The sequence below is a fragment of the Hallella mizrahii genome (genome assembly GCF_009695775.1).
GTDB lineage: Bacteria > Bacteroidota > Bacteroidia > Bacteroidales > Bacteroidaceae > Prevotella > Prevotella mizrahii.
This window is the reverse complement of the sequence record NZ_VUNG01000039.1, coordinates 1-12,817: the sequence shown is the minus strand read 5'-3', so window position 1 is coordinate 12,817 and position 12,817 is coordinate 1. Positions and strand designations below refer to the sequence as shown.

Below are 12,817 nucleotides of genomic sequence, written 5' to 3'. Positions count from 1 at the left end.
ATTGTTTATCCTTCATATCACTCCCCTCTCCCTTTGGAGAGGGGTTGGGGGTGAGGCTTCTTATTGTTTATCTAACATATCACTCCCCTCTCCCTTGGAGAGGGGTTGGGGGGTGAGGCTTCTTATTGTTTATCTGGCATATCACTCCCCTCTCCCTCGGAGAGGGGCAAGGGGGTGAGGCTGTTGGAGAGGGGTTGGGGGTGAGGTTGTTGATGAACTTCTTGAGCATTTCCACGTCTTTCATTCCCGGAGTCGTCTCGAACTTGCTGTTGAGGTCTATGCCGATGCATTGTGGATGGTGGAAGTCACGCAGTCGGTCAATGTCATCCGGTCCAATACCACCGCTGAGCAGGAAAGGCGTCTGCCCCGTGTAAGCCTCAAGAACCGACCAGTCGTATTTCTGTCCGCTGCCACCATAGCCTTTGCATTTCGTGTCGAAGAGAAAGAGGTCGACATGCCCCTCGTATGGCTCGCAACGTTTCAAGTCCTCAGCACTGGATACGCTGATGGCCTTGATGATCTTGATCTGTGGTACGATGTCGGGAACGAGTGTCCGCCGCAGGTTGTCGATCATCACGGGACTCTCATCACCGTGGAGTTGCACGTAGCTCAGATGATAGTTGCTCACGGCGGTGACAATGTTCTGAGGCATGTCGTCGACGAAGACGCCGACGAATTTTGGAATTGCTGCCTCACCCCCTTGCCCCTCTCCGAGGGAGAGGGGAGTAGTTACTTTGTTAAACGGGGCCGGGGCCTTGGATTGCGTTGACTTTAACTGTGCCGATACTGGCTGTTTATTGCGTGTCTCTCCTTTCGTTTCTTCCTCTTTCAATTGTTTATCCAGCATATCACTCCCCTCTCCTTTGGAGAGGGGATAGGGGGTGAGGCTTTCACTCCCCTCTCCTTTGGAGAGGGGTTTGGGGGTGAGGCTGTAGAGGGGAGCGGGGGTGAGGCTACTATAATCCGGAAAGATCCCCGCATCCAACGAGATGCTCTCGACATATCGCGGACTCTTGGGGTAGAAGATCAGACCGATAAGGTTCACGCCTAAGGCCGCCACCTCGCGGATGTTCTGCGCGTCGCGCATGCCACAAACCTTGATCAATTGATAGTTCATAACGCTATGGCCTTCATTCAACATTCATCTTTCAACACTCAACATTCGTATCAGTCTTGCCAGTTGCTCGCCGGGATCGTCTGCTTTCATGAAGTGTTCGCCCATGAGGAAGCCGTGGAAGCCTACCTCGCGCAGCTGTCGGATGGTGTCGGGATCGCCGATACCACTCTCGCTCACCGTGCACACACCTTTCGGCAGACGCTCGGCGAGACGGAAGCTGTTGTTCACGTCGGTGACGAAAGTACCGAGGTTGCGGTTGTTGATGCCGTACATGTCCGGCTCTATGTCGGCGTATTCAAAGTCCTCCTCGCCGTGCATCTCCAGCAGAGCCTCCAGTCCGAGTTCGTGTGCCATGTGCAGGAGGTCGCGGCATTTGTCCTTTTCCAGGCAGGCAGCGATGAGCAGTACGGCAGAAGCACCGCAGTAGCGGGCTTGGAAGAGCTGGTATTCGTCGATGACAAAGTTCTTATATAATATAGGTATCGTCACACCGGCTGCCCTGGCCTGCTGGATATACTCGTCGTAGCCACCGAAGAATTTCGTGTCGGTGAGGATACTCAGCGCGGCAGCTCCGCGTTGCTGATAGCTCAGGGGGATGACCGAAGCCTTGCCTTCCTGCTTGATCCATCCTTTGCTGGGCGACTTGCGTTTAAACTCAGCGATGATGCCCGTTGGTGAGTCCATGAGAGCCTGACGCATAGAAGCCGGTGCGCTGGTCTCCTTCTTGATCTGTTCCTCCACGAGCGAATAGAGGCGGCGGGGCGGGATGAAGTCCATCCGCTCCTGCAGTTCCTCCACTTTGTGGGCTACGATTTCTTCTAATATATCCATGTTATTCTGTTTTTCTACAAGTTTCTCCCCATTCGTCCTCGTCGGTATTGTGGTCCTCCCCCCTTGGGGGGAGTTAGAGAGGGGCTTCCCCCCTTTACGAGTTGAGTTCCACAAACTTCTTGAAGGTGTTGAGTGCCTTGCCACTGTCGATGCTCTCGCGTGCGATGTCTATGCACTCCTCAATCGTTTTCTTGCCTTTCTCATAGACTTGTATGCCGAAGGCAGCGTTGGCGAGCACGATGTTTTTCTGTGCGGGCAGTGCTGTGTTGGCCAGTACGTTGTCGAAGATCGCCTTAGCCTCTTCCTCAGTGGCACCCGCCTGTATCTCCTCCGGTTTGGCGATGTCGAAGCCCAGTTCAGCGGGTTTGAAGATGCGCTCATAGTCGGCAGTGGTCACCTTAAATGGTCCTGTGAGCGAGATCTCGTCATATCCGTCGATGCTGTTGACGATGCCGTAGTCGATACCGATCTTTTGGTAAACCTGCTGATAGAGGCGCATCTGGTCGAGGTTGGCCACGCCGAGCAGCTGGCACTGCGGTTTCGACGGGTTGATGATCGGGCCGAGGAGGTTGAAGAATGTCGGGAAGGGCAGGGCCTTGCGGATGGCACCGACGAACTTCATGGCCTTGGCGAAGAGCTGCGCATGGAGATAGACGATGCCGCACTCGTTGATGGAGCGGTTGAGCTTATCGAGATCAGCGGTGAAGTTCACGCCGTGGTTCTTGATAACGTTCGACGCGCCGCTGACGCTTGTGGCGGCATAGTTGCCGTGTTTGGCCACTTTGTAACCGGCACCGGCGATGACGAAGCAGGCTGTCGTGGAGATGTTGAACGTGTTCTTGCGATCGCCGCCGGTACCCACCACGTCGATGTAGCGGTCACAGTCCAAGGGTACGGGCACGCCCGTGGCGAGGATGCCGTCGCGGAAACCTAAGAGCTCCTCCACGCTGATGCCGCGCATCTGTATGGCGGTCAGCAGGGCAGCGATCTCTGCGTCGTTGAGCTCACCGTGCGTGATGGCGATGAGCAGTTCCTTTGTCTCTTCACGTTGCAGCTCCTCATGGTTGAGGAGACGGTTGAAAATAGCCTTGATATCCATAAGCGTATATTTTTTAATTGTTATATTTCTTGTTTATCTTTGTTGCTTTTCCCTATCCATCAACATTAAAAAAGGCCTGTCGTAAGAACGACAGGCCTTTTGTATTTTGTTGGATGTAGTACCCACACGGCTTCTCGACTCACGACTTTTTAGATCTTGAGCTACGCCACCACCAATATGCAGATACGTGATTCTTCATCTTTCTTGTTGTTTTTATATTTCGGGTGCAAAGATACAAGTTTTCCTTTAAACTGCAAACGTTTTGAGTGTAAAAATATCAATTCGTTGCATTTTTAACATTTATACCGATCATCTTTACCTTTTCCTCAAAGTCATCCTTATCGCCTTTAGCTCCCTTCTTCACGCGCGCGCGATAATTATATATGGTGTTGACGCTATAGTGCAGGAACTCTGCGATCTTGGAACTGTCGTTGATGCCGAGACGGATGAGGGCAAAGATACGAATGGACGTGCTGAGCTGTCCGTCTTTCTCTACGTTCAGTTGGGCATTGGGAGGCAAGCTTTGTTAAAAAACTATAAGTTGAGGCGTAATAAAATTAATATAAATTTAGCATAATAATTGGCAATTCCTCATTAAATTTTAGTAGCTTTGCAAAAATAAACATGAAATCACACCATTTTTATTATATTATGAGAAGAATAGGCTATTCTTTCTTGACGACACTACTTGTGGTGCTGAGTAGTTGTGGAGGCAAACAGGCGAGTTCCGTCCAGAAACCCGTGAGAGTGAAAGTACAGGAGATAGGTGCCGTTCAGGTCAACGGTGAGAATGCCTACAGTGGCACTGTAGAGGAGGAGAGTGGCGTGAGCCTGAGCTTCCCCGTGGCGGGTACTGTGCAGACGATGGCTGTGGATCAGGGTCAGATGGTGAGTCGCGGACAGCTTGTGGCTACGATCAATGCCACAGGTCAGACCGGTGCCTTGCAGTCGGCGCATGCCGTGACCCAGCAGGCTCGTCAGGCTTATCGTCAGGCGCTGGATACCTATAAACGCTCGAAAGGGTTGCATCAGTCGGGCGTCATCTCCGATTCCAAATGGGTACAGGCCCAGACGGCGCTTGCTGAGGCGCGTGAGGCTGTGGCTTCGGCAGCAGCCTTGGAGACGATAGCCCGCAAAGGTACAGGCGATACCCGTCTGACGGCGCCGGTCAGTGGATATATCTCAGAGAAGGCTGCCGACGTGGGGCAGAATGTGCTGCCGGGTGTGATGGTGGCAAAGCTCGTGCATATCGACCGGGTGAAGATTTCTATCTCCGTGCCGGAGGACGAGGTGAACCAGATGCAGCGTGGCGAGGAGATGATGATATGCTGCGATGCCATTGGGAGCGCTACATTCTATGGCAAGGTGATAGAGAAAGGTGTCACTGCAGACCCCTTGAGCCGTACGTATGATGTCAAACTGCTCGTCAACAATCCCGACCATAAGCTCTTGCCAGGTATGATCTGCCAGGTCTACTCTCGTTTCTCCCGGGGACAGATGAGCGTCTTCGTGCCGGCCAAGGTGGTACAGATCAACCCCGACAACAGGATGTTTGTGTGGATCGTGAAGAACGGACGGGCTACAAAACGATATATCAACTTCCTCGACGATACCTCCCAGGGCATACGTGTGAACGGTGGTCTGGAGCCCGGCGACCAGCTCATCGTAGAAGGTCAGCAGAAGGTATCGGAAGGTACACGGTGTGAGATTATCAAGTAGATGTTGTTGCCGATTAGGTAGAAGGTATCGAGTATGCAGAAGAAACACAGATCATTCCAGGAGATATGCTTGTATTACCGGCAGATCGTCATTCTGTTGGTGACGTGCCTTGTGGCACTCGGCGTTTATGGACTGGTGAATATCAATAAGAATGAGTTCCCCGATTACACCGTGCGCGAGGGCATCGTAGCAGCGGTCTATCCGGGTGCGACCTCGGAGGAAGTGGAGCAACAGGTGACGAAGCCATTGGAGCGTTACATCTTCTCTTATAAAGAGGTGTTGAAGGAGAAGACCGTGAGCTATTCGCGCGATGGTATGTCGATCATTGTTGTGGAACTCAATGAGAACATCGAGGACAAGGATGAGTTCTGGTCGAAGTTCAAACATGGTGTGCAGACCTTCAAGAGTTCCAGTCTTCCAGTAGGCGTGCTTGCCGTGCGCGTGCAGGACGACTTCGGCGACGTTTCTTCGGAGCTTATCTCCTTGGAGAGTAAGGACAAGACCTACCGTGAGCTGTGGCGCTATATGATGATCATGCAGGATTCGCTCCGCATGATACCCTCTGTAGGAAAGATGAGTCTCACAGGAGAGCAGAACCCGCAAATCGATATCTACCTCGATGCCACGCGTCTGTCTAAGTATGGCATCTCTTATATTGCTGTGGCGCAGGAACTGGCAGGAAAGGGTTTCACGAGTACGGGCGGCAATGTGGGCAACCGGTTCTATCGCAGTCCGATCCATGTCGATGAGAGTCTGAACACCATCTACGATGTAGAGAATGCGGTCATCTACACCGACCCGCGCGGAAAGACCGTGCGCCTGAAGGATGTAGCCACGGTGAAGATTGAATACCCTGACCTGACGAAGTATGTCACCGTGAACGGTACGAAGGCGTTGCTGCTCTCCGTGACCAACAAGGAGGGCACGAATATCTCTACGATGGGATCGGCGATCAACAAGAAGCTCGAGCATATCAAGGCAGACCTGCCGGCAGACGTACATATCAGTAAGATCACCGATCAGAAGCAAGTTGTAGACGATTCTATCTATGACTTCCTGCGTGAGCTGCTCATCGCTATCTGCTCCGTGTTGCTTGTCGTTGTGCTCATCATGCCGCGGCAGGTGGCAGCCGTAGCAGCAGCCACTATGCCGATAACGATTTTCATCTCCCTCGGACTGTTCTATATCTTCGACTTGGAGCTGAACACCGTGACCCTTGCGGCGCTCATCATGACATTGGGAATGATTGTCGACGATTCTATCGTGATTATCGACGGTTATGTCAACAACCTCGCCGCGGGCATGCACCGATGGGCGGCGGCCGTAGAGGCGACGAACCACTTCCTCAAGAGTATCTTCTCGGCGACGCTGTGTATCTCTATCACCTTCTTCCCGTTCCTCATCACGATGACGGGTGTGATGCACGACTTCCTGAAGATGTTCCCGTGGGCTATTTCTATCGTGCTCTTCGTGAGTATGATCATCGCGCAGACACTGCTGCCTATCCTGATGTATTTTGCGATCCGCAAGCCTATCGAGACGGGGGTGACGGTGAACGGCAAGAAAGCCTTCAACCTCCTCGATGTCATGCAGCGCTTCTATAACAAAGCCATCGAGAAATGCTTTGCCCACTGGCGGGTGACCTTGGGCGCAGGGATTGCGAGCATCGTCATCGGATGCCTCGTCTTTGCCCTGTTGCCTCAGAAGCTCATGCCTATCGCCCAGCGTGACCAGTTCGCCGTGGAGGTGTTCATGCCTACGGGTACCACGGTGAAGGGTACGAATGTGCTCACCGACTCGTTGGAGCACATGATCCGGCGCATCCCGGGTGTGGTGTCGGTGGCCAACTTCCATGGCATGTCCTCGCCCCGATTCCAGACGACTTACGCACCGCAGATCCCGGGAGATAACTTCGCACAGTTCATTGTCAATACCAAGAGCAATGACGCCACGGAGAAGATTGTGGCGGAGTGCAAGAAACGCTTCACAAACTATTTCCCGGAGGGTATCGTGAAGATCAAGCATCTTTCTTACAGTAAGGAAGAGAACCCGATAGAGGTGCGTATCACGGGCGACGATTTCACGGCACTGAACACGGCAGCAGACAGTATCGAGCATAGGCTGCGTCTTCGGGACGGTCTGGAGCTCGTGCGTACCGACTGGCGTGAGCCGTTGGCTACGACGCGCATCAAGCTCAATGAGGATGCTGCCGACCGGCTCGGACTGACGAATGCTTATGTACAGATGAACCTTGCCCTGCGCTATTCCTCCGGTCTCCCCGTGGCACAGATGTGGGACGGCGACTTCAGTGTGAAGACCGTCATCAAATCGCTGCATAGCGATTCGTCGTCGGTCAACGACTTGCTCAACGAGCAGATGCCTGTGCTCGGCGGGCTCCGCTCCGTACCGCTTCGTGAGATAGCGACGGTGGAGAATAAAATGGAATATGGGCAGATCGTGCACCGCAATGGTCTGCGTACAATATCGGTTGTGGCGGAGGTAGATCCGCAATACAATGTGGAGCACATGAACGCATCGATCATGAAGGAAGTGGCGTCGATGCATCTCCCCGAAGGCGTACAGGTGAGCTATGGCGGTCAGTATGAGACGGATACGGAGCAGATCCCGAATATTGTCGCGGCGCTGATCATTGCCGTGTGCATCATCTTCTTTGTCTTGATATGGCATTTCCGCAATGTGCGTGAGTCGTTCATCATGCTCGGAAGTCTGGCGCTCTGTATCTTCGGTGCCTCGGTGGGCATCTGGATGACAGGCATTGATGTGAGTCTGACGTGTATCCTTGGCTTCGTGTCGCTCATGGGTGTGCTTGTACGAAACGGTATCATCCTCTTCGACTATGCCCACGAGCTCTACAATACGAAGAATATGTCGATGCATGACAGTATCCTTGAAGCTGCGAAGGAGCGCATGCGCCCAATCTTCCTCACTTCGGCTTGTGCCTCGGTGGGCGTGGTGCCGATGCTCTTAGGCGGCAGTTCGCTGTGGATGCCTATGGCCGCCGTCATCTTCCTCGGTACCATCTTTACGATGTTCTTCATCCTCACCGTCATGCCTGTCGCCTACTGGCGGTTCATGGAAGACCCGAAGGTGAAGCTCGCAAGAGACGTGGAGATGATGAAAGCATAAACCTTAATTCCGCAACTAAGTGCATAGTTTGTTGTTAATCTTTTTAATAAGTCTCTGAGGAACAATAAGTTCCTCAGAGTTTTGTCATTTGCGGAATTTTCCCCGGTGTAGACATGAAAAGTCGCCTGAAGCGCTTTGTCTTCGCCTATAATGGTGTGACGACCGGGCAGGATCTGACGGACAGCCGCTCGCGCCAACAACTCATCGCCAATGCCGTCGCCAAGGCACGCAAGGCGAATTTACGGCACTTGTGGGCAATGCCTCAGACAATATTGTGTTGAAAAGATCGTTTATCTTGAAGTAACATACCTTATTCATATGAGAAAACTATTCGTTGCTTTCTTTCTTTGTGCCGTGGCGCTGGCCGGCAGAGCCGACAATGCCATGGACACCTTTGTTTCCCAGCTCATGAGCCGCATGACGCTGGAGGAGAAGATCGGACAGCTCAACCTTCTGCCGGGCGGAGACATCGTCACCGGCAAGGAGATGGACAGTCCGCTGGCGCGGCTGACGGCTGAGGGCAAGCTGGGCGCTGTGTTGAGCCTGCGCGATCCGGTGAAGATCAAAGCCTTGCAGCAGATCGCCGTGAAGAAGAGCCGCCTGGGCATCCCCCTGCTTTTCGGTTTTGATGTCATCCATGGCTTCCAGACCGTGCTGCCCATTCCCTTGGCACAGGCGTGCAGCTGGGACACCACCGCGATCCGCCGTGGTGCGGAGATGGCTGCCCGTGAGTGCACCTCTCAAGGCATCGACTGGGTCTACAGCCCGATGGTCGACATCGCCCTCGATCCGCGGTGGGGCCGCATCGCTGAAGGCTCCGGTGAGGATCCGTTTCTTGGCAGTGCCATCGCCAAGGTGATGGTTGAGGGACTTCAGGGCAACTATGGACCCGAGAACGCCATGGCCTGTCTGAAGCACTACGCGCTCTACGGTGCCGTGGAGGCCGGACGAGATTACAACACCGTGGATATGAGCCACGTCAGAATGTACAACCAGTACTTCCCGCCCTACGAGGCGGCTGTGCGTGCGGGGGTCGGTTCGGTGATGTCTTCCTTCAATCTTGTCGACGGCATCCCCGCCACCGCCAACCCCTGGCTCCTCAACGACGTGCTGCGCCGGCAGTGGGGCTTCGACGGCTTCCTGGTGACCGACTACGGTTCGATCAGCGAGATGGTCGTTCACGGCATGGGCGATCTCGCCACCTGCTCGGCAGAGGCACTGAAGGCAGGCACCGACATGGACATGTGCTCCAATGCTTACAGCACCCATCTGCTGCAACTCGTGAAGGAAGGAAAAGTCAGCGAGGCAGATGTCGACCAGGCTTGCCGCCGCGTGTTGGAGGCAAAATACAAATTAGGGCTCTTTCAGAATCCTTACCGTTTCCTCAATAGCAAGCGGGCTAAGACAGCGCTCTACACCCCCGAGCACCGTTCGCTCGCCCGCGACATGGCAGCCGAGACCTTCGTGCTGTTGAAAAACGAGGGAGACATCCTTCCACTCAAGCGTGAGGGTACCATCGCCCTCATCGGCCCGCTCGCCAATGACCGGTCGAACATGGTCGGCAGTTGGTCGACAGCCGACAAGCCCGAGCTCTACGCCACATTGAAAGAAGCCATGGAGCGTGCTGTTGCCGGCAAGGCCCGGGTGGTCTATGCCCAGGGCTGCAACATCTACGACGACTCGGCCACACAAGCCAACTGCTCCTTCGGCCGTCCCATCCCGCGTGTGGACAGCAGGCTGGCTGAGCAGGAAGCCTTGGCAGCCGCTCGTCAGGCCGACGTCATCGTCTGTGCCATGGGAGAGATGACCGAGATGAGCGGCGAGAGCTCCTCACGCGCCGACCTCAATCTGCCGGATGCCCAGATGCGGCTCTTGCGTCAGCTCTGCGCCATGGGCAAGCCCGTCGTGCTGCTGAACTTCTCGGGCCGTCCTACGATTCTGAAATGGGAGAGCGAGCACTGCCAGGCCATCCTCAATGTATGGTTTGGTGGTTCGGAGGCCGCTGATGCCATCTGCGACGTGCTCTTTGGTGATAAGGTGCCCACGGGGCGACTCGTGACGACCTTGCCGCAGTGTATGGGCCAGATACCGCTTTATTACAACCATCTCCGCACGGGACGCCCCGTGGCTGAGGGCGCGAAGAAATACTATAAGTTTCAGAGCAACTATATCGACGTGCGCAACGACCCGCTCTATCCCTTTGGCTATGGATTGAGCTACACCACCTTCAGCTACGGCGACGTGGAGCTGAGTGCTGACCGCATTGCCCGCGATGGCAGCGTGACGGCTTCCGTGACGGTGACCAACACTGGCAAGCGTGACGGCGATGAGGTGGTACAACTTTATATCCACCATCCTGCCGCACAGATCGCACGTCCGGTGAAGGAGCTCAAAGGCTTCCGCCGTGTGCATCTCAAGGCCGGTGAGAGCCGGCGCATCGACTTCACGGTCACATCCGACATGCTGAAGTATAAGGACGGCAACGGACGCGATATCCTCGACGCGGGCGACTACGACATCATGGTGGGACCCAACAGCAGCGACAATGCGTTGAAGAAGTCGACGCTCAAGCTGTAACAATAATTATTATTTCCTGACTTCGTCAATGCGTCATCCTGAATCGAGAATAAGTTTTTGGAAAATAGTCGCGTACAGACTTTAGCTCCCCATGGAGCTATGGTGCTGAGGTGATGGGGGACAGCCTTACGAGCAAGCTCGTCGGCTGCCCCCGTCACCTCAGCACCACCCCCTACAAAGGGACAAAGCCTGCCCGTGACGAAAATCGCTATCGCGTAAAATTGCGCAGAGCGCATAAAATATGATACCGCCCAACAGAACACAAGCAGCATAGCAGACTTTCAAGACGCTATGGACTATCTTTCGGCCGCAGGATTTTATGCCCAAGGGGCAATTTTACGCGTTAGCGATTTTCGTCATGGGCATGCTTGACACCAAAGGTGTGGGGCTAAAGCTATGGGGTAGGCGGCGAGCTTGCTCGCAAGACTACCCCATAGCTTTAGACCCATTGCTCCTTGGGGAGCATAAGCATGACCATGATTTTCTTTTCTCTTTTCCGTTTGAAAATGCCAAAGCGATAATGACAGCATAAAGATTTATATTTTCTCTCACTATGATTCCACGGAAAATATCCAGTGCGTCACGGGTAGAGATCTCTGTGTTCTCTGTGTGAGAATATTACAGACAAGGGGGTTAGGGCGGGGATGAACCCCGCCCCTACGGCCCCACCGCACCGTTAACAGGGCAATACCATAAAAACGATGTTAATGTCATCCACCGTAGGGGCGGGGTTTATCCCCGCCCTAACCCCGCAAAACATATGAGTGGGTCGATATAGTCACCAATCTTGGAACTTGGGTGTCCCAATGACGAAAGCAGGAGCCTGTACATGATTTTCTTTTTTCGTATCATCTGGAGATGGCAAGGCAATATGAGTCAGGACAAAGACATTGACTGTCTGCCGGGCTGTTAAGGAGGGGTATCATTCCATAATTCGTAATTGCGTCACCATCAATTGCAGAAATAAGCTTATAACTAACTGATAATCAATGATGACACTTCATCCAACCAAAGATGTGATGAAGTCAGGTGTAACAATAATTATTATTTGACAAAAGTGTGTTGGAATTATTGTGCGTTCTAGAAAAAAAACAAGGTTAGGAATAGACAAAAACAAGCCTTGGAAGGGGAAAAAGTACCGGTGGCGTGGTCATCTCGGTTGTTTCTTCGTGTCATCTCACTGAGATGACTTGATGAAACAACTGAGATGACTTGATGAAACAACTGAGATGACAGCATAAAACCACTGAGATGATCACGAAAAAAGGTGCTTTGACAATGTCAAAGCACCTTTTTTGTTGGTACGCAAACTAAGTGTTTTGCGTATCTTGCTGTGCATCAGTGGCTTAAGAAAATCGCACGAAAATCGCGAAATCACGGGCGACTGGACGTTTGTTGACGAGAATCGTCTTCTCAGGACCTTTTTTTTGTCAGTTTTCCCAACAATCACCATCTGCCTCGCAACTGCGTAGGGCGGGGTTGGGTGGTATTACCCCGTTAACGGTGCGGCAGGCGGTGAGAACGTAGGGGCGGGGTTCATCCCCGCCCTAACCCCGCAAAACATATCAAAAATATGCGGCAGGGGGGAATGAAATAATTACCGACAAGGGGGTTAGGGCGGGGATACACCCCGCCCATACGGTGGATGACATTAACATCGTGTTTATGGTATTGCTCTGTTAATGGTGCGGTGAGAATGTAGGGGCGGGGTTCATCCCCGCCCTAACCCCCTTGTCTGTAATATTCTCACACAGAGAACACAGAGATCTCTACCCGTGACGCACTGGATATTTTCCGTGGAATCATAGTGAGAGGAAATATAAATCTTTATGCTGCCATTATCGCTTTGACATTTTCAAACGGAAAAGAGAAAAGAAAATCATGGTCATGCTTATGCTCCCCAAGGAGCAATGGGTCTAAAGCTATGGGGTAGTCTTGCGAGCAAGCTCGCCGCCTACCCCATAGTTTTAGCCCCACACCTTTGGTGTCAAGCCTGCCCATGACGAAAATCGCTAACGCGTAAAATTGCCCCTTGGGCATAAAATTCTGCGGCCGAAAGATAGTGCATAGCGCTAGGGTGGTATTACCCCGTTAACGGTGCGGCAGGCGGTGAAGAACGTAGGGGCGGGGTTTAACCCCGCCCTAACCCCGCAAAAGATATATAAACAGATGGCACGGGGGGAGAATGATTACCGGCAAGGGGGTTAGGGCGGGGATAACCCCCGCCCCTACTTTATCTTTGCAGTGTGAATATTTTAAAGGTTTATACCTTTAGTTTCATGGTTAATTTTTACCTTTGTTGTTGTAAGGAAAAGTTGACCACCGGA

Annotated in this window: 7 protein-coding genes and 1 pseudogene; 4 read left to right on the top strand and 4 right to left on the bottom strand. The window is 53.0% G+C overall.

What is annotated here, in order from left to right; all coding sequences use genetic code 11:
• Nucleotides 1-202 precede the first annotated feature (202 nt).
• From FYJ73_RS12480 to FYJ73_RS12465, 4 genes and pseudogenes are all read right to left on the bottom strand, one after another.
• A pseudogene (locus FYJ73_RS12480) lies at nt 203-1,117 on the bottom strand (phosphoribosylanthranilate isomerase); the annotation flags it as partial.
• Nucleotides 1,118-1,141: 24 nt separating this feature from the next.
• The gene (gene trpC / locus FYJ73_RS12475) at nt 1,142-1,948 is read right to left on the bottom strand and encodes an indole-3-glycerol phosphate synthase TrpC (protein WP_154535054.1); all 807 of its coding nucleotides are present in this window, start codon (nt 1,946-1,948) and stop codon (nt 1,142-1,144) included.
• A 94-nt stretch (nt 1,949-2,042) separates the two neighbouring features.
• Nucleotides 2,043-3,041 (bottom strand): anthranilate phosphoribosyltransferase, encoded by a 999-nt coding sequence (gene trpD, locus FYJ73_RS12470; RefSeq protein WP_336509608.1) that lies wholly within the window; start codon nt 3,039-3,041, stop codon nt 2,043-2,045.
• 283 nt (nt 3,042-3,324) lie between these two features.
• On the bottom strand, nt 3,325-3,567 hold the full coding sequence (locus FYJ73_RS12465; protein WP_206081773.1) for a DUF6377 domain-containing protein: 243 nt from the start codon (nt 3,565-3,567) through the stop codon (nt 3,325-3,327).
• A gap of 131 nt (nt 3,568-3,698) precedes the next feature.
• Here FYJ73_RS12465 and FYJ73_RS12460 point away from each other — a divergent pair, with 131 nt between their 5' ends.
• The 4 genes from FYJ73_RS12460 to bglX all read left to right on the top strand — a co-directional run bounded on the left by FYJ73_RS12460 (nt 3,699) and on the right by bglX (nt 10,490).
• On the top strand, nt 3,699-4,766 hold the full coding sequence (locus FYJ73_RS12460; protein ID WP_206081772.1) for an efflux RND transporter periplasmic adaptor subunit: 1,068 nt from the start codon (nt 3,699-3,701) through the stop codon (nt 4,764-4,766).
• Between the two features lie 33 nt (nt 4,767-4,799).
• Complete coding sequence (locus tag FYJ73_RS12455) at nt 4,800-7,913, top strand: efflux RND transporter permease subunit (protein ID WP_154535051.1); 3,114 nt, start codon at nt 4,800-4,802, stop codon at nt 7,911-7,913.
• Between the two features lie 113 nt (nt 7,914-8,026).
• Nucleotides 8,027-8,194, top strand: coding sequence for a hypothetical protein (locus FYJ73_RS12450; RefSeq protein ID WP_154535050.1), 168 nt, complete (start codon nt 8,027-8,029; stop codon nt 8,192-8,194).
• 37 nt (nt 8,195-8,231) lie between these two features.
• On the top strand, nt 8,232-10,490 hold the full coding sequence (gene bglX / locus FYJ73_RS12445) for a beta-glucosidase BglX (protein WP_206081771.1): 2,259 nt from the start codon (nt 8,232-8,234) through the stop codon (nt 10,488-10,490).
• Nucleotides 10,491-12,817 lie beyond the last annotated feature (2,327 nt).